The organism is Actinoplanes sp. G11-F43 (assembly GCF_050589265.1).
In the GTDB taxonomy this organism is placed as follows: domain Bacteria; phylum Actinomycetota; class Actinomycetes; order Mycobacteriales; family Micromonosporaceae; genus Actinoplanes.
This window is the reverse complement of sequence record NZ_JBNZCE010000008.1, coordinates 18,796-38,370: the sequence shown is the minus strand read 5'-3', so window position 1 is coordinate 38,370 and position 19,575 is coordinate 18,796. Positions and strand designations below refer to the sequence as shown.

Genomic DNA, 19,575 nt, shown 5'->3' with positions numbered 1-19,575 from the left:
AGGAAGCAGCGGCATGTCACCAGTTCTCGCCGATCGCGTCGGCCGGGCCATCGCGGACGGCGCCGAGGAACTCTTCGGCCGGCAACGCCCGGACGGCGCGTTCACCGACGACCCGCCCGGCTCCACACTCGGCACCGCCGGCGCGATCACCGCCCTGCACGCCGCCGACCCGCACGGCTCCGCCGCCCTCATCGACGGTGGCCTGGCCTGGCTGCGCGCCCGGCAACTGCCCGACGGCGGCTGGGGCGGCGTCGACGGCGCACCGGCCGAACCCGTCGCCACCTCGGTCGCGGTCGCCGCCCTGCACCGCATCGCACCCGGCGACGCCGGCGACGCGGTCACCGCCGGGCGCGACTGGCTGGCCACCCACGGCGGCGTCGAAGCGGTCACCGACCCGGCCGTCAACCACCTCTGCCGCCAGTTCCTCGCCCTCGCCGGCCTGCCGGAAGCCGGCACCATGCGCCGCCTGCCCCTGGAAGTGGTCCACTCGGACACCATCCGCCGCCGGCGCGTCTCCTTCCGGACCGCCCCGTTCCTCGCCCTGGCCCTGCTGCAATCCGCCACCGCGCCACCCGGCCCACTGCGCCGGCTCACCCAGCGCGGCGCGATCCCGGTCGCCTTGCGGCTGCTGCGCACCATCGACGCCCACGAGAACCACACCGGCGACTTCAGCGAGGACCCGTGGCCGGCCGCCCTGGTCTGCCTCGGGCTGTCGATCTCCGGGCACCTGCCCGGCGTCGTCGCCGGCACCGCCGGATTCCTGCGCCGATCGGTCCGCCCGGACGGCGGCTGGGACGCGGTCACCAACCTCGACCTGACCCGGTCCGCGTTCGCCGCAACCGGCCTGATCGCCGCCGGATACGCCACCGACCCACGCCTGAACGCCACCCGCGACCTGCTGCACCGCACCCAGCAGAGCACACCGTTCGACGTCCTCGGCGTCCCGGCCGGCGGCTGGAGCTACTGCTGCGGCCACGGCTGGCCGGTCACCCTGGAATCCGCCGAGATCCTCACCGCGCTCGCCGGACTGCCCGGCGCCGCCACCGACCCGGCACTGCGCTCCGGCCTGGACTGGCTGATCGGACGGCAGGACACCCGGGGCTCCTACAGCCTGTGGGTACGCGACACCCGGCTGGCCAACGACGGGCCCTGCCCGGCCATCACCGCCCAGGGCATCACCGCGCTGCGCGAAGCCGGCCACGACGTGTCGAGCCCACCGGTGACCGCCGCCGCCACCTGGCTGCTCACCCAGCAGCGCCCGGACGGCACGTTCGAGAACCTGTGGTACCGCGACCACACCTCCGGCACCGCCATGGTCGTCGACGCGCTCGTCCTCGCCGGCCACGCCGGCCACCCGGCCGTCGCCAAAGCCCGCGACTGGCTGCTGCGCACCCAGCTCGCCGACGGCACCTGGGGGCCCGGCGACGGCAGCCCCGGCTCGGTCGAGGAGACCGCCTGGGCCCTGCACGCGCTGCTGGCCGCCGGTGAGCCGGCCGGGCCGGACAGCCCCGCCGACCGGGCCGCCGGCGCGCTGATCGACGCGCAGCGCCCCGACGGCGGCTGGCCGGCCGCCCGGGTCTGCGCCTACATCCGCCACCACATGCACTACCCCAACGGCGCCATCACCCGGGCCCTCGCCCTGCGCGCCCTCGCCGCGTTCCGCCGCGCCCAGGAGACCACCGCATGACCGACACCGACGTCCTCATCTGCGGCGCCGGAGTCGGTGGGCTCGCCGCGGCCCGCGCCTTCGGGGCCGCCGGGCTGCGGGTGATCGTCACCGACCGGCGCGCCACCCCACCCCGGGTGGCCAAAGGCGAACTACTGCAACCCGAGGCGGTACGCCTACTCCAGCAGTGGGGGACCCTGCCGGCCGCGGTGCCCGTCGACCGGCTCGCCATCCGTGACCCGGCCGGGCGGATGCTGCTGCCACTCGACTACTCCGTACTCGGCGGCGACCACCGGCAGATCCTCTGCGCCGGCCACCCGGCCATCCTCGCCGCCCTCGCCCACGAACCCGACCCCGGCGTCGACCTGCGCCTCGGCGTCCCCGTCCAGGGACTGCTGCGGGCCGCCGGCGGCCGGGTCACCGGAGTCCGTGCCGGTGGCGCCGAGATCACCGCCGGGCTGGTCGTCGCCGCCGACGGGGTGTCGTCCACACTGCGTGCCGAGGCCGCGATCCCGGTGCGGCGCAAGCCGTACCCGCACCGGCTGGTCGCCTTCGAACTCCCCGGCGCCGCCGTCGAACCGGAGGTCACCGCGTACCTCGCCGATCGTGGCCTGCGCCTGGTCTACCCGCTGCCCGGCGGCCGGGCCCGGCTCTACGTCCAGGTCCGCCCGGAGGAACTGCGCGAGGGGGCGTTCCGCGACCCGGACGCCTGGATCAGGGCGCTGCTCGACGAGGTGCCCGCGCTGGCCCCGCTCGGCCCGGCCCTGCGCACCCACCTGGACCGGCGGCAGAACCTGGCCGTCCAGCGCCTGCGCACCCCCCGCCTCGGCGTGCCCGGCCTGGCCCTGGTGGGCGAATCCGCGCACGCCGTGCACCCGATGGCCGCGCAGGGCATCAACAGCTCCCTCGCCGACGCCGCCGTCCTCGCCGAACTCACCGCCGCCGCGCTGCACGCCCGCGACACCGCCGCCGTCGACGACGCCCTGCTCGACTACCAGCGGCGACGGCTGCCCCGGCTGGACCACACCGCGACGGTCAGCCACAACGCCGCCCGGATGCTCACCACCACCGGCGGCGCGGCCCGCCTGCTCGGCCGCCGGATGATGCGGCACACCGCCACCAACCGGCGGCTGCTGCGCCTCACCACCGGCAACATGTCCGGCGTCGAACTGCGGCCGCTGCGGCCGGTCGACCGGCTCTACCAGTTCGGCCTGCTCACCGACCGGCACGCCGGCCCCGCACCCGCACACCCCGCCACGAAAGGCGCAGACCGTTGACGGCCACCACCGCGGACCTGTCCATGAACGAGACGCCCCACCCACCACCGCCGGCCCTCGCCGCGCTGATCACGGCGGGCGCGGGCCGGCTGCACCGCTACCCGTCCAACACCGCGGCGCCCCTGATCGGCGCGCTGGCCGGACGGCTCGGCGTCCCGGCCGGGCAGGTGCTCGTCGGCCCCGGCTCGGCCGGCCTGATCCAGCACCTGATCCAGTCGCTCGGCCCGGCCCGCACCGACGTGCTGGTGCCGGCGCTGTCGTTCGAGGCCTACCCGCTGCTCGCCGCGAACGCCGGCGCCCGGCCGGTCCCGGTCCCGATGGCCGGCCTCGACCAGGACCTGGACGCCACCGCCGCCGCGATCACCGGCAACACCCGGTGTGTGCTGCTGTGCAACCCCAACAACCCGACCGGCACGGCGCTGCGCCGCGACACCCTGGAACGGTTCCTCGACCGGATCCCGCCCGGGGTGCCGGTCATCCTGGACGAGGCCTACCGCGAATTCGTCACCGACCCCGACGTGCCGGACGGGGTGGACCTGGCCCGCGGGCGCGGCAACGTCTGCGTCACCCGCACCTTCTCCAAGGCGTACGGGCTGGCCGCGCTGCGGATCGGCTACGCCGTGGTGCCCGAGCCGATCGCCGGGCCGGCCCGGATGACCGGCGCCGTCTTCTTCCCCAACACGTTCGCCCAGGACGCCGCCCTGGCCTGCCTCGACCCGGCCGTCGAAGCCGAGGTCACCGCCCGGTGCACCGCCCTCGCCGCGGAACGCCGGCGGCTGGCCACCGAACTGTCCGCGCGGGGCGTCCCGGTCGCCGACAGCCAGGCCAACTTCGTCTGGCTGCCGCTCGGCGACACCGCCGAGGAGTTCACCGCCCGCTGCGCACAGGCCGGGATCCTGGTCCGCGGATACCCCGGCGTCGGGGTACGGGTCACCGTCGGCACCGCCGCCGACAACGACCGGCTGCTGGACACCGTCACGGCGGTGGCGCCCCGATGACCACACCCGTCCTCAGCGTCTGTGTGCCGGCGTACGGCAACGGGCACCTGCTCACCCGCACCCTGGACGCGCTCACCCGGCAGAGTCTGCCCACCGCGGCGTACGAGGTGATCGTGGTCGACGACGGCAGCGAGCCGTCCCTGGAACCGATCGTCACCGCGTACCTCAATGAGTTGCCGTTGACCCTCATCCGCCAGGACAACCGGGGCCGGTCCGCGGCCCGCAACCGGGCGATGGCCGCCGCCCGCGGCCGGGTGTTCGTCTTCCTGGACGCCGACCAGGCCGCCGACCCCGGCCTGCTCCAGGCCCACCACGACTTCCACGCCACCCGCGGATTCGGCCCCGGCGTGCTGCTCGGCCGGGCGATCACCGCGGACTGGGCGGTGATCGGCGCGTTCACCCACGGCCAGACCCCCACCCCGGCGATGGCCGACGCCAGCCGCGGCGACGTCCGGGACTACCTGCTGCGCCTGCCGCACTTCCGGGCCGGGCTCGGGCGCGCGCCGTGGATCTGCGCGCACACCAACAACGCGTCGATCGACCGGGCCACGGCCGAGGCGGTCGGCGGCTTCGACGAGGCCCTGACCACCTGGGGCGGCGAGGACAACGAGTTCTTCTACCGGGTCTTCCGCCACCACGACCGGGACCCGAAACTGTTCGATGTCGGCGACGACGCGATCAGTTACGACCTGCCACACTTCCGGCTGTGGCCGCTGCTGATGGCCCAGCTCGCCGACAACTTCCGGCAGATCTTCCACAAACATCCGCGGTACGACGTCGAACTGTTCACCCTGCCCGGCCTCTGGACCACCACCCTGCGCCGGATCACCTGGTTCGAGGACGCCCTGACCGCCGCCCGCACCCACCGGCTCGGCCGCGCCGACCTGCTGCCCGGCACGCTCACCGACCGGCTGCGCGGCACCGGCGCCCTGGTCATCGGATTCGGCGCGGACCGCCTGGACCTCGGACCGGACGCCGCCGTCTTCGACCACGACACCCCCGCCGGTGGCCGCAACCGGCACCTCGCCGGACTCGCCGTGCCGGAACCCGACGGCCGGTACGCGGGAGTCGTCGCCGTCGACCTGTGGCGCTTCCTGCCGCCCGAGGACCTGGCCGTCCTGGTCCTGGAGTCGCTGCGGATCGGCGGCCGGATCGACCTGGTCGCCACCGGCACCCCGGTCACCGCCGCGGACCTGCTGCCCCTGCCGTTCGCCGACGACCTCGACTACCTGCGGGACACCGTCGCCGGCCACCTGCCGGTCCGCGTCAGCGACCACGACGGCGCCCGCGTGCTCACCATCGGCGGCGAGTGACACCATGCGGGTCCTGATGGTCACCTGGGGCTGGCGCACCCACTTCCTGCCGCTGGCCCCACTCGGCTGGGCGCTGCGGGCCGCCGGCCACGAGGTCCGGGTCGCCTGCCAGCCCGGACAGGCCGCCGCCGTGGTCGAAGCCGGCCTGCCCGCGGTGCCGGTCGGGCCACCACTCGACTTCGCCGACGTGTTCCGTGGACAGGTCGGCAGAGTCGCCACCCGGGAATCCTTCGACAACGGCCCGGACACCGCCCTGGACGGGCTCGCCCCCCAGGTCACCGACGACGGCGGCACCCTGCGGTTCGCCGACGTGATGGTCGACGACCTGATCGCGTACGGCCACCACTACCGTCCCGACCTGGTGCTCTACGAACCGTTCAACATCGCCGGCGCACTCGCCGCGGCAGTCCTCGGCGTACCGGACGTCCGGCTCCTCTGGGGGCCGGACTCCACCACCGAACTCCACCTCGACGAGGAGAAACTGATCGGGCCGCGCGCCCGGCGGGTCGGCGCCGACGGCGTGCGAGTCACCGGCACCCTCACCCTCGACCCGTGCCCGCCCGCCCTACAGGTGCCGGTGACCGGGCCCACCCGGCCGATCCGGTTCGTGCCGTACAACGGCGCCGCGGTCCTCCCGGACTGGCTGCGCCGACCGGCCGACCGGCCCCGGATCTGCCTGACCTGGGGCACCATGATGGCCGAACTCGGCCTCACCGACCGGATCAGCGTCGCCGCCACCGCCGAGGCGATCGCCGGACTCGACGCCGAGATCGTGCTGGCCCTGGCACCCCGGCACCGCGACACACTCGGGCCGCTGCCGGCCAACGTCCGGATGCCCACCGGGCATCTGGCCCTGCACCTGCTGCTGCCCGGCTGCGCCGCCCTCGTGCACCAGGGCGGCGCTGGATCGCTGATGACCGCGATGGCCTGCGGCGTCCCGCAACTGGTCGTACCCGCCGTCACCGACCAGCACTTCAACGGCGAACGACTGGCCCGGGCCGGCGCCGGAACCGTCCTCGCCGACGGCGACGAACACCCGGAGGCGATCCGCGCCGCACTGTCCCACCTGCTCACCGACCCCGCGACGGCCGCCACCGCCGCCGCGCTCGCCGCCGAGAACACCGCCCGCCCCGCGCCCTCAGCCGTCGTACCGGTGCTGGAGGACCTCGCGGCCGCCGGCCGATGACCGTGCCCCTCCAGGAGGAACACCGTGACCGAACCACTGCCGTATCCGCTCGCGCCCGGCCCGTCGATCCACCACCCGTCCCCGCAGATGACCGACCTGCGCGGACGGTGCCCGGTCGCGCCGGTCGTGATGCCCGGCGACACCCCCGCCTACCTGGTCACCCGGTTCGCCGACGTCCGGCAGGTGCTGGTCGACCCACGGTTCAGCCGCCGGGCCGCCGGTCAGGCCGGCGCCCCCGCACAGGAACTCGGCGAGCTGGAGACCGACTCACTGATCGGCATGGACCCGCCCGAGCACAGCCGGCTACGGCGGCTGGTCTCCCGAGCCTTCACCCCGCGCCGGGTCGAACAGCTGCGCCCCCGGGTGGCCGAGCTGGTCGACGAACTCATCGACCGGATGATCGGCCTGCCCCGGCCGGCCGACCTGGCCACACTCTTCTCCACCCCACTGCCGGTCCAGGTGATCAGCGAACTGCTCGGCATCCCGGAACAGGACCGGCACCACGCCAAACAGTGGTCCGACGCGATGATGAGCGACTGGCGCGTCGACCCGGTCGGCACCCGCGCCGCCCTCGACAGCTTCGCCGCACTGATCGCCGCCCGCCGCGCCGACCCGGCCGACGACCTGATCACCGCCCTGATCCACGCCCAGGAACAGGAGGACAAACTCACCGAACACGAACTCGTCTCGATGACCGTCGGCGTACTGATCGGCGGCCACGAGACCACCACCAACCTGATCAACATGGCGCTGCTGACCCTGCGCCGGCACCCGGACCAGTTCGCCTTGCTCAAACAGGACCTGAGCCTGATCCCGGCGGCCGTCGAGGAACTGCTGCGCTTCATCCAGCTCGGCGACACCGGCGTCATGCTGCCGCGCATCACCACCGAACAGGTCGAACTCAGCGGCGTCACCCTGCCCGCCGGAACACCCGTGCTGGCCGCGTTCGTCACCGCCAACCGGGACCCGGCCGTGTTCCCCGACCCGGACCGCTTCGACATCCGGCGCACCCCCAACAACCATCTCGGCTTCGGCGCCGGCCCACACCACTGCCTGGGCGCGCCGCTGGCCCGGATGGAACTGCAGGAGGCGCTCCGCGGCCTGCTCACCCGCATGCCGGACATCGAGGTGGCGATCCCCGACGAGGACCTGGTCTTCAAACAGGGCCTCGCCGTACGCTGCCTGACCGCCCTGCCCGTCACCTGGTGAGAGGGCCGGCCGCTCTCGGCCGGGCAGGGTGACGACCCGGGCGGCTGTCGTCATGGGCGGGAGGCCCCACCGGGTGGGGCCTCCGCGCTGTTCCCGGCCCTACCCCAGCGGAATCAGGTGATCGTGCCGGTCGACCCGGTGCGGCAGTTCGTCAACTCGAGTCGATACCAGCTGTGCACCCCGGTGATGCGCTCGCCCCACTCGCCCACCGTGGTACGCGACCGCACGATCTGCCAGTTGTCGGTGTCCCGGACCCGCCAGTCACACAAGTTCAGTGCGGGTGTGGTGATGTGGATCCAGATCACCCCGTCGCCGGCGGGGACGGATCCGGTTTCGCAGCCGCTCCATGGTGCGACACAGAATCCGGTTGCCGCCTGTGCGGGCTGGGCGGTGACGGCGACGGCGACGAGGGTGGTGAGGGCCGCGGCTGCGGCGTGGAGACGTTTTCTCATGGCAACCTCTTCTTCGCTGGTGGCGTCGAGGTCGAACCCCGGTTGTGGGGAAGTGTCGGCGGGGCGCCTGTCAGGGGTCTGCCGAGAATCTGTCAGAGGCCACCACCCGGAACCCGTCGGCCAACCGGCTGGGCTCACCGCCAGGTCCGGCGGCCAGACCACCGATGCCCGTCGTCGACCCGGCCGCCGCAACGGCGGTTGACCGGAAACCTTGCCGGATCGTGCAACAGTTCGCGGGCTTCGAGCGTGTTGGACGGACGGTGGAGGTGATCGATGGTCGACGGCTTCGAGTCGTTCGTCCGTGACCGTATGAGCGCGCTGGTCCGATACGGCTACGTGCTCTCCGGTAACCCGCACGACGCCGCCGATCTGGCCCAGGAGGCTCTGGCCCGGCTCGGCGAGCGCTGGTCGCGGGTGCATGCCAAAGGCGACCCCGAGGGGTACGTCCGGGCCACCATGGCCCGGCTGCACATCAGCTGGTGGCGGCGCCGGCGCCGGGAGCATCCGGTGCGGGTGCTGCCCGAGGAGGTCTACGACGACTCGGGCCTGCTCGCCGCCGACAGCGACATGGGGTTGTGGCGGGCGGTGGCGGGCCTGCCGCCCCGGCAGCGGGTGGTGCTGGTGCTGCGCTACTTCGTGCAGCTCACCGACGAGGAGATCGCCGATCAGCTGGGTGTCTCCCGGGTCACCGTCCGCACCCAGGCGTCACGGGCCCTGGAGAAGTTGCGGCAGGCCGACGACTTTCGCGTCGCCGAGTTGAGCGGGAGGTAGGGGCATGCGCCGAGATGTCGAGGGGGACCTCACCCGGGCTCTGCGGGCGGCGTTCGACACGACGCCGCGACTGGCGCCGGACTTTCCCGAGGCGGTCCGCCGCCGTCGCCGGCAGCGGCGCCGTCGCCGGGCCGGGGTGTTCGGGGTGTTCGGCGCGCTGCTGGCGTTCACCGCCGCCGGCGTGGCTACGGTCCAGCCGGCCGGTGACACCGTGGCCGATTCCGGTCAGGCGCCGGATGTTCGGACGATGTGGCCGGAGGCGATCGTCACATTGCCGCCCCTGCTGCCCGGCAAGCAGACCTACACGGTCGACGCCGCGCTCGGTGCCGGTCTCTACCTGGCCCAGCCCACGGACGGCGCGACGGTGCTGCTGGACGCGAACACCGGGCGGACCCGGCGGCTGGGCGGTGACTTCCCGCGACCTCAGGCCAACGGGTACGAGATCACCGAGCGCCACATCGTCTGGTCGGCTCCGGCAGGCGACGGCCTGAACGTGTACGCCCAGGCGCGGGACGGCTCGGGTGAGGCGTTCGATCTCGGTCACCTGCCGGACACCGATGTGTCGGTCACCGAGACCGGCGGGGTCTTCCACGCGGTCGCGTCGACCAAACACGGCAACAACTGGAGTCTGCGGATGTACCGGCTGGCCGCCGGGGCGGAACCCGTCCCGGTGCCCGGCGGCGACGGGCACGTGCTGGTCGACGGCCCGTGGGCGGTGCGGGGCCTGCCGCAGCCGGGCGCCGCGAACCGGTTGCCGCTGACCTGGGGCCCGAACCCGAGCCTGGCCCGGGTGCTGACCGAACCGCGGACCGCGCCCGCCTACTGGAACGTCAACACCGGTCAGCGGGTCACCCCGGCGGTCCGCGCGCCGATCCTCAGCTGCACCGCCGCCGCCTGCATCGGGCACGACGACGGTGTGCTGGTGTCCTGGAACGCCGACGGCACCCACGAGATCCGGGCCGCCGGCGTGCCGCTGGACCCGCGGGACCGGGCGGACGTGTTCTTCAGCAGCACCGGCCGGTTCGCACAGGTGGCGACCCGGACACCGCGCGAGTCGACGGCCACGGTGACCGGCAACCACGTCTGGGACCGGGCCACCGGGGAGCTGGCCACGGTGCGCGGGCAGATGTCGTACGACGTCATCGATCTGGGCACCGAAGGTGGCCGTGTGGTGCTGGACCTGACCCGGGTCGTGTCTTGACCGTCGCCCTCACCCGCGCGGAGCCGACCCCGCGCCTGGTCACGATCGTGCGCTGGCTGGTCGTGATCCTTCTCGGTCAGATGGCCACCGTCATGATCGTCACCGCGGTGCAGCAGACCCCGACGATCGACGAACCGGTGTACGTCGGTACCGCCGTCACCTACCTCGACCAGCACAGCCTGCGCTACAACCCGGAACACCCGCCGCTCGGGAAACTGATCATCGCGGCCGGGCTGGCCCTGGCCGACCCGCGGATGGACCCGGGATTCGACGGCAACCAGAGCGAACTGGGCCGGCACGTGCTGTACGAGGCGGGCAACGAGCCGGGACTGCTGATGCTGCTGGCCCGGGCCCCGATGATCGTTCTGACGCTGCTGTTCGGCCTGGTGGTCTTCGCCTTCGCCCGCGACCTGACCAACCCGGCCGGCGGGCTGCTAGCCCTCAGCCTGTACGCGTTCTCCCCAGACGTGATCACGCACGGCTCGCTGGCCACCCTGGACCTGCCGGCTGCCGGGTTCCTGCTGACCGCGGTGTGGCTGACGTGGCGTGCCCGGAATGCCGGGCCGTGGCCGTACCTGATCATGGCCGGGGTGGTTCTCGGGTTTGCCCTGGCGACCCGGGCGAGTGCTCTCCCGGCCGTACCGGCAATCATGGGTCTGGCCTTCTGGGGTGTCCGCAGATGGCTCGCGCCACTGGTGGTGGCGGTGGCGGCGACCGCTGTGGTGTGGCTGAGCCATCTGGCCGTCGATCCCGGGCTGCACTGGGTGACGCCGGACGGGCTGCCCGACATCCACGGGTGGCGGTCGGTGCTGACCGATCTGCTGCCGTTCCCGCAGGCGTACCGGGACGGCATGCGCCTGCAATTCGGCATGGAGGACACGACGTTCCGGGGATTCCTTTTCGGTCAGCGGTACGAAGGGGCGCGCTGGTACTACCTGCCCGCGGCGCTGCTGGTGAAGACGCCGCTGGGGATGCTCGCGCTGTGGGCGGCGGCCGTCGTCGCGGTGATCAGGCGCCCGGCCGCCGTCTATCTGCTGGCACCGCCGGTGCTGCTGCTGGCCGTCGCGATGACCGGGGCCCGCAACTACGGCACCCGGTACGCGATCGTCGTCCCGTTGTTCCTCGCGGTGGCGGCGGCCGGGCTGGTCGTGGTGCGTCACCGGTGGGTGTCGGCGGTCGCGGTGGTGCTGGCGGTCTCGGTGGCGGTCAGTTCCATCAGCACGTTTCCGTACTATCTGCCGTACTCCAACGAGGCCTTCGGCGGCACCGCCCACACCCACCGCAACCTGCACGACGCCAACGTCGACTGGGGGCAGGACCTCGGCCGGCTGGCCCGCAGGCTGCGCACCGAATACCCGGGGGAGCCGGTGTGGCTGGTCTACAAGGGAGCCGGGGTGCCGCAGGCGTACGGGATCACCGCCCGTGATCCGCTCCAGGTGCCGTCCACCGAGGTCCGTGGCCTGCTGGTGGTCTCCAACAGTGCGGTGGCGCTGGCCCGCGGCCCGCTCGCCGGACTACTGGCCAGCAGCGGCGCCCCGATCGACCAGGTCGGCCACTCGATGAGCATCTACCGCCGGGAACCCTAGGAGAAGAGTTTCGCCAGGGCGGCGTCCGAAGCGGCCAGCGCCGACCTGTCGAACGTGCTGCCGGAGGCGACCAGCTCGGCCGCCCCGGTGCGCTCGACGAGTTCGGCCAGACGGCTCTCCACCTGCGCGGACGTCCCGGCGATCGCGGCCGCGGCGGTCTGGTCGAGGTCGCGCTGCTGGCGCGGGGTGCGGTGCGCGGACCGGGCCACCGCCACCGGCTCCAGCGGCGGGAACGCCCCGGTGGCCCGGCTCTGCGCCATCGCCCACGCCTCCGGCAGCAGCAGGTCGGCGGCCTCCCGGGCGGTGTCGGCGATCAGCACGTCGAGACTGATCGCCACTCGTGGCTCCGGCTGCTGCCCGCTGGGCCGGAAGGCGCGCCGGTACTCGGCCAGGGCGGCCAGGCCCGGCTCCGGATCGCCGGCCACCCCCAGCAGCGGCCCGCCGACGATCACCGGCAGCCCGGCCTCGGCGGCGACCCGCAACCCACTGCCGGTGGCCAGCACGAACAGCGGGACCGCACCGTCCGGCCGGGGATGCAGGGTGACCTCGGCGGTCCCGTCGAAGTAGCCGCGCAACTCCGCCAGGTCGGCCGCGAAGTCGTTGTCGCGCTGCCGCAGCGCCCGCCGCACCGGGGCGGTGAAACCGGGGGAGCGGCCCAGCCCCAGATCCACCCGGCCGGGCGCGAACGCGGACAGGGTCGCGAACTGCTCGGCCACCACGATCGGCTGATGGTGCGGCAGCATCACCCCGGCCGAACCCAGCCGGATCACCGAGGTCGCACCGGCCGTGGCGGTCAGCAGCACGGCGGGCGCCGACCCGGCGATTCCGGGCACGCTGTGGTGTTCGGCAACCCAGAACCGGGCGTACCCCAACTGCTCGGCGTGCACCGCCCGCGCTACGGTCTCCCGCAGGGCCTGCGGCTCGCTCTCCCCGGCGCGGATCCGCGATCGGTCCAGCAGCGAGACGGTGAACTCGGTGTTGATCACACAGATGTCCAGCGTCGCCGGGCCGAGCCCGCATTCCCTCCGGTTGTGCGGCTCACTGCCTGCCGAGCAGCGCGCCGACACCGGCCAGGTAGTCGAGCGGCGGTGTGGTGCGGACCAGCAGGCGCTGCAGGATGAACCCCTGGACCAGGCTTGAGCACGGCGGCGCCGACGTGCTCCGGATCGATGCCGGGGGAGAGGCGGCCGGTCTGCTGCCGGCGGCGGGCAGGCCGGCGAAGGTGTCCGGGGCGATGTCGGTGACTGCCGTGATCAGGTCCTCCTTGCTGGATGCGACGCTACCGCCGGTGCCCGGCGGGCGGTGAGACCCGCGGCCAGCAGCAGGAACGCCGTCATCATCAGCGCCGCGGTCAGGGCGGGCACCGGCGCCGGCATCGACAGCGTCGGCAGGATCATGCTCCAGCCGAACAGCCCGGACTCGCCGTGCACGGAGAACGGCAGCGACACCGCGCCGATCCCGGCGTCGATCAGCGGCAGCGCGGCCAGCGCCGGTAGAAACGCCCCGGCCGCGCCCAGCCGGTGCCCGTCGCGGGCCAGCAGGGCGGTGAGCGTGAGAGCCGCCAGAGCCAGCACGACCCCGGGCAGAACGGCCAGGACCACAGCGGTCACCGCGTCCCCGGTGTCGGCCTGCCCGTAGCTGCGCTCGGCGTTCTCGTCGCGGACCCCGAGACCGATGACGATCACCCGGTACGCCGCGTACCCGGTGATCAGGACCGCCATCGTGACCGTGATCCCGAGAACCGCCCACGACGGCCGGGACCCGCGCCACCACACGACGGCCAGCAGGATCAGCGCGACGATCGGCGCCCACGAGCCGGCGGCGGCTGCCTCGAACCCGGACGGCACGTCGACGCCGTCGGAGGGCTTCAGCACCTGCCAGGCGTACCCCGAGGTGGACGGGGGTGGCGGGATCGTGCGGACCGCGTCCACCAGCAGCACACCCAGGGCGGCCGGCAGCGCCCACCGCGGCGACCGGGGCCCGGCCACCAGCGCGTAGACGAGCAGCACGGCGAGACACACCGGTTCCGCGAACCGCCAGACCGGTGTGGCGAGCAGGACGTCGGCGACGTGGGTCAATGCCAGCAGGACGGCGGCGGCTAACAGGTACGGCATGCGACGTATCGTGTCAGATCAATACCGTAGGCAGGTGGGGGCGTCACCCGGACCGGTCGGTCGAGCGGCTCAGGAGAGATTCCGCGCGGGCCTCCGGCATGGTCAGTCCGACCGATCGTCCGGGTCCCTGTCCTCTGCGACGCCGGCCTCGTCGTACGGCCCGGTCCGCAGTGTCAGGTCGAACCACAGCCGGCCGGCGTCGTCGATCCGGCCGGTCCAGGCGAACTCCTCGATACGGTGCCCGTCCGGCCACGGGTTGCCGGGAAACCAGATCCTGCCCACGATGATCCGGCACGGTACACGGCCGCATCGTCCGGGACACGGTTCAGGACTCGATGGAACGCTGTCCCTCGTCGCCGCGCAGCTTGCGGAACCGGCCGGCGATGCCGCTGGAGAGCATGCCCGTCACCGAGCCGGCCTTGCCGAGGGCCACGCCGCCCATGGTGAGAGCCGCGTCGAGGCCCTTCGCCCCGGTCTCCAGGACGCTGTCGCGGACCTCGGTGGCCGCGTCCACCCACTGCCGGGCCTGCGACGACCGGCCGCCGGTCTCGATGCCGAGCCGCCCGCGGAAGTCGTGGATGCCGGCCGCGGTGTGGTTGTTCGCCTGGACGACGGTGGGTGAGCTGATCGGGTTGAAGAGGACCTCGGCGTTGGCCCGGCTGATCGCCGTGTTCATGCGTTCCAGGAGACGTTCGGTGCTGCGGGCGATGACCTGCAGCCGGTTGTGGCGGGCGGTCCGCAGCCCGAGGCGGTGCCCGTCCAGTTCCTCCGGCGAGGCGTCCAGCACCCGGTCCAGCTCCAGCACGGCGATCGCGTCCTGGAGCAGGAAGCAGCGGGCCAGCACGGCGAGCCATTCCCGGACCTTGGTCTTCGCCTCCTGCGCCGTGGTGGCGAGATCACCGATCGCGGTCTGCCGCTCCAGTTTCTCGGCGTAGGCGTCGAGCTGCCGTAGCGCGTACGCCTGGGTCTCGGCGATCGTCGCCGGCGCGGTCTGCACCTTCGACCACATGATGTCGTCGACCCGGCCCCGCGTCTCCCGCAGCGTCATGGTCTCCTCGATCATCAGGTCTGTCCCGATCATCCGGGAGAGCGCGGCGTCCTTCTGGGCCCGCAGCACGTCGTCGACCTTCTGATCGATCGAGGCGAGATAGTCGGTGATCTCGTCCATCTTCTGCTTGGCGGCGACCTGCGCCATGATCCCTCCGACGCCGGCCAGCACCGCCGGGTTGGCCAGGAACGACCCGGGCCCCTGCGCGAACTCGACGAAGCCCCGGATCTGGCCACTGTCGCCCTTCAGCACACCGGTGAAGAGCCCGGACTTCGAGCTCTCCCGCAGGCCGTATTGTGCGACGAGGTGCGCCGACTGTTCGGAGAGCTGCACCCAGCGACCGGATTCGGCGGAGATCTCCGAGCCGGCCCGCGCCAGCGCGGACCCGAGACTCGCGACCGACTTCAGCCGCGGCAGCCCGAGATCCTTTGAGGCCGGCAGCCCTTCGGAGAGCAGGAACCGTTCGACATCCGTCGACCTCCCGATGACCGCCAGGCCATCACCGTCGCTGATCAGCTGAATCTCGGCGTTCATCGCCCGCTCCCCCCGGTGGCTTTCTCGCGGCCGAGGCTAACGGCGGGCGCGCGTCAGGATCATCCTCCGGCCCGGCAGTTTGCAAAGACTTCCAGAGGATCCACACCATCTCCGGTACGCCTAATCCCCGCCGCGTTCAATCAGGACAGTCGGGCCCGGCGGCAGTAGCGCGTCCAGGGCGTGTTCGAGGACGACGGCCTCGTTCTCCTGGTGCAGCCAGAGCACGGGGCGTGCGCCGTCGTCACGGCCGGGTGCGAGAAACGTGTTGCCGCCCGCGTCGTAGGCGAAGGGGATCAGCCCGGTCAGCCGCGGTGCGGCGCCGACCAGTGCCGCGTACGTTCCGGCCAGCGACGTCTCGCCGGCTCCGATCGGGAAGTATCCGTGCACGCCCAGCGGGTGCGCCTCATCGGTGGTGGGCCAGCCGCCGTTGTGATGGCGGTAGAAGGCCCGCAGCAGCGCCGGAAACGTCACGCCGAGATCACGCTCGACCTGCCGCAGCATCGATGCGGTGACCGGTGGCCCTTCGTTGTGCCATGCGATCACCTCAGGTGAGGCTCCTGACGATTTCGGCCGGGGTGGGTCGTCATCCTGGTGTCAGTTAAGCATGTAAGGAGAAACGTCATGCGTTACGCGCTATTGATGCACTACGCCGAGCCGGCCGCCGGTGAGCTGGACGAGGCGGTCATCGCCGAGGCCCGGCAGGCTTTCGACGTCTACGCCAAAGCCCTCGAATCGGCCGGGGTCCTGCTCGTGGCGGACGTGCTGCAGCCGACGGCCGCGAGCACCACTGTCACCCGCCGCGAAGGTGGGCTGCGGGTGCAGGACGGGCCGTTCGCCGAGACCAGGGAAGCTCTGGCCGGGGTGTTCCTGATCGACGTGCCGGATCTGGACGCGGCGATCGGCTGGGCGGAGAAGTGCCCGGGCAGCCAGTGGGGTGTCATCGAGATCCGGCCGGTGGCGACCGCCTTCCTGGACGGGCGGTGGTCGGCCTGACCGCCGGCGACGCCGGCCGTGCCGGGCCGGCGGTGCACGCCGCCGGCCTGGCCGCCCGGGAGAGCCGGGGCCGGCTGCTGGCTCTGCTGTCGATGGCCGGCAACGACATCACCGCGGCCGAGGACGCGCTGGCCGACGCCTTCGAGCAGGCGCTGCGCACCTGGCCGGACCGCGGTGTCCCGGACAACCCGGACGCCTGGCTGCTGACGGTGGCCCGGAACCGGCTGCGGGACTGGTGGAAGTCGGCGGCGGCCCGCCGCAACGTCGAGCTCGATCCGGAGCGGGACGCCCCGGCGTACGTCCAGGAACCGGTGCTGGATTCGATCCCGGACCGGCGGCTGGAACTGATGCTGGTCTGCGCCCATCCGGCGATCGACCGTACGATGCACACGCCGCTGATGCTCGACACCGTGCTCGGGTTCACCGCGGCGCAGATCGCCGCCGCGTACGCCATACCGGCGGCCACCATGGCGACCCGTCTGGTCCGGGCGAAGAAGCGGATCAAGGTGGCCGGCATCCCGTTCCGGCTGCCCGACCGCGCCGACCTGCCGGCCCGGATGGCCGCCGTGCTGGAGGCCGTCTACGGCGCCTACGTCATCGACTGGGCCACCACCGGTCCGCAGCCGCGCACCCTGCCGACCGAGGCCCGCTATCTGGCCGAGATCCTGACCGGGCTGGCCCCCGGTGATCCGGAGGTCCACGGGCTGGCCGCGCTGGTGCAGTTCTCCACGGCGCGGGCCGGCGCCCGTACCGCGAACGGCCTTTTTGTCCCTCTCGCCGAGCAGGACACCGCGCTGTGGGATTCCGGCCTGATCGGCCGGGCAAACGATCATTTACGGACTGCGTACGCGTCCGGCCGGCTCGGCAGGTTCCAGATCGAAGCCGCGATCCAGGCGGTGCACTGCGCCCGCGCCCGCACCGGGACCACCGACTGGGTGACCCTGCTGGACCTGCACCGGCTCCTGCAGACCGTCGCGCCGTCGCTGGGCGGTGCGGTCGCGCTGGCCGCGGTGACCGCCGAGGTGGACGGCCCGGCGGCAGGGCTGGACCGGCTGGGTGAAGTCGGTGCCGGTGAGCGTTTTCAGCCGGCCCGGGTGCTGCGGGCACACCTGCTGGAGCGGCTGGGGCGGACCGGCGAGGCCGTCACCGCGTACGACGATGCCATCGCTCTCACCCACGACCCCGCCGAGCGTGCCTTTCTGGAGCGCCGCCGTGAAGCCGTATCCGAGCAGCCGGGCGCGTCCAGGACGGAGACGCCCTGGACGCGCCCCGGCTGACCGATCAGGGCAGCAGCGGCTGGAACACCGGCGGGCCGGCCCGGTCCGCCGACGGTGCGGTGGCCACCTCCGGCGCCGTCGCACCCGGCTTCGGCAGTGTTCCGGCCAGCGGCAGGGTGAGCGCGCTACCGCGCAGGTCGAGGGTGATGGTCGCCCCGGTCGACTGCGGTGACGAGTACTCGTTGTCGCTGGCCTGCACGATCAGCCCGAGCACGTGCCCGGCGGCCACCCGCTGGTCGGTGGCCTGCAACGGGACGGTCACCGAGTACCACTTCCCGGGCCGCAGCGGCGTGACGAACCGCAGCGACACGTGGTGGGCGGCGTCCTGCCAGCCCCGGGCGAGGATCGACAGGTCGTTGGTGACCACGTCCTCCGCGGTGTCCCGGTAACAGGCGTCGTCCAGCGCGGTGGAGTCACCCCAGCACGACTCGGTGGTCAGCGTGGTGATGCCCTCACCACGGCCCTCGTGGTTGACCCGGGTCGCGGTGCCGTAGTCGACCAGCCGGGCGGTCAGCTCGGTGGTCGGCTTGTCGACCTTCACCCGCAGCGTCACCGACGGGGAACCCGACACCCGGACCTCGCGGGTCAGCGGCGCGGACAGGAAGGCGACCCGGCCTCCGACCGGCGTGTTCGGCGCGGCCACGGCGGCCCGCTCGCTCAGGGCGGGGTTGTCGGTCCACGTCCGCGAACCGCGTGCCGGGCCGCCACCGAGCGTGCCGGTCACCCCGTCGCCGTCACCCAGCGTCACCCGTACCGGGCGAGCCGCCGCGGCCGGCCAGGTCCGCTCGGACACCCAGGCGCCCGGCCCGGACGCGATCGTCACCGCGGGCTCGCGGTCGATCCCGTTACGCAGCCCTTGCAGGTAGCGATCGAACCACCGGTGCAGCAGGTCCACCCACTCGGCGCGGCGGATGTCGAACGGGTCGACGTGCCCCTGCTGGAAGAGCAGGGCCTTCTTGGGTACGGTCAACCGGCCCCACCACCGGGCGAACTGGTCGGTGGTCACGTTGGTGTCGTTGAGCCCGTGCGCGATCAGCACACTGGCCCGCACCTTGCGCGCGTCCGGCCGGTAGTCGCGCTCGGCCCAGTAGGCGTTGAAATTGCCGGTGGCGTCGTCACTGCCCTCGTCGAGCTGCCGGACCACCGGCGCGCACGTCGTGCCGGGACGCCCGTTGACCACCCGGTGCAGATACTCCGGGTAGTCGGGGGAGCGGAGCACACCGTTGTAGCGCTGGTAGTCGTACCAGCTGGAGATCGCCCCGATCGGCACGATCGTCTCCAGGCCGCGCACCCCGGTCGCGGCGACACCGTTGGCGACCGAGCCGTCCCAGGACTTCCCGATCATCCCGGTACGCCCGTCGGTCCAGCCGGTGGCGACGGCCGGGGTGCCGTCGGCGTACGTGGCGGTGGCCCGGCCGTTCAGCCAGTCCACGACGGCCTTGGCGCTGAGCACCTCCTCGCGCCCGCCGACGTCCATGCAGCCGGTGGACCGGTTGGTGCCGGCCAGGTCGGCGGCGACGAAGGCGTACCCGCGTGGCACGAAGTAGTTGTCGTAGAAGAGCGGCTGCCCGGTGATGACACCGTTGGCGTCGTACGTCTTCAGTTCGCTCTCGTTGCCCCGCCCGCAGCACGAGTAGTAGGGCGAGGCCTCCAGGATCACCGGAACCCTGACCCGCCGGTCCGCGGCCTCGCGCGGCCGGACGATGTCGACGGCCACCCGGTCGGGCACCCCGTCCTGGTCGTTGTCGAGCGAGGTCCGCACCCAGACGCTCTCCCGGACGGCGTTCGCATACGAGTAGACCGGCACGGTCTCCCCGCCCCTGACATGCGGTTTCCCGGCGGCGGAGGCCGGGGTGGCGGCGATGGCCAGGGCCGCGCCGACCCCCACCACGAGGGCTGCCGCGAGCCCGCGAGTTCGAAGTCCAGACATCAACGCATCGTAGATCACCG

18 protein-coding genes are annotated in these 19,575 nt (G+C 72.9%); 11 read left to right on the top strand and 7 right to left on the bottom strand.

The window, feature by feature from the left end:
• Positions 1 to 13 precede the first annotated feature (13 nt).
• Genes ACQ0O7_RS09285 through ACQ0O7_RS09260 form a run of 6 tightly spaced genes read left to right on the top strand, consistent with a single transcriptional unit; the run spans position 14 to position 7,649 of the window.
• The gene (locus tag ACQ0O7_RS09285) at positions 14 to 1,687 is read left to right on the top strand and encodes a prenyltransferase (protein WP_430781434.1); all 1,674 of its coding nucleotides are present in this window, start codon (positions 14 to 16) and stop codon (positions 1,685 to 1,687) included.
• Positions 1,684 to 2,943 carry an FAD-dependent oxidoreductase gene (locus tag ACQ0O7_RS09280; RefSeq protein ID WP_430781433.1) on the top strand — a complete coding sequence of 420 codons (1,260 nt, stop codon included), beginning with the start codon at positions 1,684 to 1,686 and terminating at the stop codon, positions 2,941 to 2,943. Before ACQ0O7_RS09285 ends, ACQ0O7_RS09280 begins: the two co-directional genes overlap by 4 nt.
• Positions 2,944 to 2,966: 23 nt before the next feature.
• Positions 2,967 to 3,941, top strand: coding sequence for an aminotransferase class I/II-fold pyridoxal phosphate-dependent enzyme (locus tag ACQ0O7_RS09275; RefSeq protein ID WP_430781432.1), 975 nt, complete (start codon positions 2,967 to 2,969; stop codon positions 3,939 to 3,941).
• On the top strand, positions 3,938 to 5,254 hold the full coding sequence (locus tag ACQ0O7_RS09270; RefSeq protein ID WP_430781429.1) for a glycosyltransferase family 2 protein: 1,317 nt from the start codon (positions 3,938 to 3,940) through the stop codon (positions 5,252 to 5,254). Before ACQ0O7_RS09275 ends, ACQ0O7_RS09270 begins: the two co-directional genes overlap by 4 nt.
• A 4-nt stretch (positions 5,255 to 5,258) precedes the next feature.
• On the top strand, positions 5,259 to 6,440 hold the full coding sequence (locus ACQ0O7_RS09265) for a nucleotide disphospho-sugar-binding domain-containing protein (RefSeq protein ID WP_430781427.1): 1,182 nt from the start codon (positions 5,259 to 5,261) through the stop codon (positions 6,438 to 6,440).
• A 24-nt stretch (positions 6,441 to 6,464) separates the two neighbouring features.
• Entirely contained in the window at positions 6,465 to 7,649 is a 1,185-nt protein-coding gene (locus ACQ0O7_RS09260; RefSeq protein WP_430781426.1) for a cytochrome P450, read from the top strand.
• Positions 7,650 to 7,762: 113 nt separating this feature from the next.
• Here ACQ0O7_RS09260 and ACQ0O7_RS09255 read toward each other — a convergent pair whose 3' ends face one another.
• Positions 7,763 to 8,101, bottom strand: coding sequence for a hypothetical protein (locus ACQ0O7_RS09255; protein ID WP_430781425.1), 339 nt, complete (start codon positions 8,099 to 8,101; stop codon positions 7,763 to 7,765).
• Between the two features lie 273 nt (positions 8,102 to 8,374).
• On the opposite strand from ACQ0O7_RS09255, the gene ACQ0O7_RS09250 reads away from it, so the two are divergent.
• Genes ACQ0O7_RS09250 through ACQ0O7_RS09240 form a run of 3 tightly spaced genes read left to right on the top strand, consistent with a single transcriptional unit; the run spans position 8,375 to position 11,659 of the window.
• The gene (locus ACQ0O7_RS09250) at positions 8,375 to 8,872 is read left to right on the top strand and encodes a SigE family RNA polymerase sigma factor (RefSeq protein WP_430781423.1); all 498 of its coding nucleotides are present in this window, start codon (positions 8,375 to 8,377) and stop codon (positions 8,870 to 8,872) included.
• A gap of 4 nt (positions 8,873 to 8,876) precedes the next feature.
• On the top strand, positions 8,877 to 10,073 hold the full coding sequence (locus ACQ0O7_RS09245; RefSeq protein ID WP_430781421.1) for a hypothetical protein: 1,197 nt from the start codon (positions 8,877 to 8,879) through the stop codon (positions 10,071 to 10,073).
• Positions 10,070 to 11,659: an ArnT family glycosyltransferase gene (locus tag ACQ0O7_RS09240; protein WP_430781420.1), complete on the top strand. Its 1,590-nt coding sequence runs from the start codon at positions 10,070 to 10,072 to the stop codon at positions 11,657 to 11,659. The genes ACQ0O7_RS09245 and ACQ0O7_RS09240 overlap by 4 nt, the downstream gene beginning before the upstream one ends.
• Here the strand turns inward: ACQ0O7_RS09240 and ACQ0O7_RS09235 are convergent.
• The 5 genes from ACQ0O7_RS09235 to ACQ0O7_RS09215 all read right to left on the bottom strand — a co-directional run bounded on the left by ACQ0O7_RS09235 (position 11,656) and on the right by ACQ0O7_RS09215 (position 15,898).
• Complete coding sequence (locus ACQ0O7_RS09235) at positions 11,656 to 12,645, bottom strand: MsnO8 family LLM class oxidoreductase (protein WP_430781419.1); 990 nt, start codon at positions 12,643 to 12,645, stop codon at positions 11,656 to 11,658. The genes ACQ0O7_RS09240 and ACQ0O7_RS09235 overlap by 4 nt on opposite strands.
• 267 nt (positions 12,646 to 12,912) lie before the next feature.
• Positions 12,913 to 13,773 (bottom strand): hypothetical protein, encoded by an 861-nt coding sequence (locus ACQ0O7_RS09230; RefSeq protein ID WP_430781418.1) that lies wholly within the window; start codon positions 13,771 to 13,773, stop codon positions 12,913 to 12,915.
• Positions 13,774 to 13,875: 102 nt separating this feature from the next.
• Positions 13,876 to 14,055: a hypothetical protein gene (locus ACQ0O7_RS09225; protein ID WP_430781416.1), complete on the bottom strand. Its 180-nt coding sequence runs from the start codon at positions 14,053 to 14,055 to the stop codon at positions 13,876 to 13,878.
• A 43-nt stretch (positions 14,056 to 14,098) separates the two neighbouring features.
• Complete coding sequence (locus ACQ0O7_RS09220) at positions 14,099 to 15,355, bottom strand: hypothetical protein (RefSeq protein WP_430781415.1); 1,257 nt, start codon at positions 15,353 to 15,355, stop codon at positions 14,099 to 14,101.
• A gap of 120 nt (positions 15,356 to 15,475) precedes the next feature.
• The gene (locus tag ACQ0O7_RS09215) at positions 15,476 to 15,898 is read right to left on the bottom strand and encodes an SMI1/KNR4 family protein (protein WP_430781414.1); all 423 of its coding nucleotides are present in this window, start codon (positions 15,896 to 15,898) and stop codon (positions 15,476 to 15,478) included.
• A 78-nt stretch (positions 15,899 to 15,976) separates the two neighbouring features.
• On the opposite strand from ACQ0O7_RS09215, the gene ACQ0O7_RS09210 reads away from it, so the two are divergent.
• Complete coding sequence (locus ACQ0O7_RS09210; RefSeq protein ID WP_430781413.1) at positions 15,977 to 16,348, top strand: YciI family protein; 372 nt, start codon at positions 15,977 to 15,979, stop codon at positions 16,346 to 16,348.
• A complete protein-coding gene (locus ACQ0O7_RS09205; RefSeq protein ID WP_430781412.1) occupies positions 16,336 to 17,625 on the top strand; it encodes an RNA polymerase sigma factor in 1,290 nt (429 codons plus the stop codon). Before ACQ0O7_RS09210 ends, ACQ0O7_RS09205 begins: the two co-directional genes overlap by 13 nt.
• A gap of 4 nt (positions 17,626 to 17,629) precedes the next feature.
• On the opposite strand, the gene ACQ0O7_RS09200 is transcribed toward ACQ0O7_RS09205, so the two are convergent.
• The gene (locus ACQ0O7_RS09200; RefSeq protein ID WP_430781410.1) at positions 17,630 to 19,555 is read right to left on the bottom strand and encodes a Xaa-Pro dipeptidyl-peptidase; all 1,926 of its coding nucleotides are present in this window, start codon (positions 19,553 to 19,555) and stop codon (positions 17,630 to 17,632) included.
• Positions 19,556 to 19,575: the final 20 nt, after the last annotated feature.

Bases quoted from the DNA above. Each gene is read 5' to 3' on its own strand.
- ACQ0O7_RS09220 (WP_430781415.1), bottom strand. From the start codon at position 15,355: ATGAACGCCGAGATTCAGCTGATCAGCGACGGTGATGGCCTGGCGGTC.
- ACQ0O7_RS09265 (WP_430781427.1), top strand. From the start codon at position 5,259: ATGCGGGTCCTGATGGTCACCTGGGGCTGGCGCACCCACTTCCTGCCG.
- ACQ0O7_RS09255 (WP_430781425.1), bottom strand. From the start codon at position 8,101: ATGAGAAAACGTCTCCACGCCGCAGCCGCGGCCCTCACCACCCTCGTC.
- ACQ0O7_RS09280 (WP_430781433.1), top strand. From the start codon at position 1,684: ATGACCGACACCGACGTCCTCATCTGCGGCGCCGGAGTCGGTGGGCTC.
- ACQ0O7_RS09210 (WP_430781413.1), top strand. From the start codon at position 15,977: ATGCGTTACGCGCTATTGATGCACTACGCCGAGCCGGCCGCCGGTGAG.
- ACQ0O7_RS09250 (WP_430781423.1), top strand. From the start codon at position 8,375: ATGGTCGACGGCTTCGAGTCGTTCGTCCGTGACCGTATGAGCGCGCTG.
- ACQ0O7_RS09270 (WP_430781429.1), top strand. From the start codon at position 3,938: ATGACCACACCCGTCCTCAGCGTCTGTGTGCCGGCGTACGGCAACGGG.
- ACQ0O7_RS09275 (WP_430781432.1), top strand. From the start codon at position 2,967: ATGAACGAGACGCCCCACCCACCACCGCCGGCCCTCGCCGCGCTGATC.
- ACQ0O7_RS09245 (WP_430781421.1), top strand. From the start codon at position 8,877: ATGCGCCGAGATGTCGAGGGGGACCTCACCCGGGCTCTGCGGGCGGCG.
- ACQ0O7_RS09285 (WP_430781434.1), top strand. From the start codon at position 14: ATGTCACCAGTTCTCGCCGATCGCGTCGGCCGGGCCATCGCGGACGGC.
- ACQ0O7_RS09200 (WP_430781410.1), bottom strand. From the start codon at position 19,555: ATGTCTGGACTTCGAACTCGCGGGCTCGCGGCAGCCCTCGTGGTGGGG.
- ACQ0O7_RS09230 (WP_430781418.1), bottom strand. From the start codon at position 13,773: ATGCCGTACCTGTTAGCCGCCGCCGTCCTGCTGGCATTGACCCACGTC.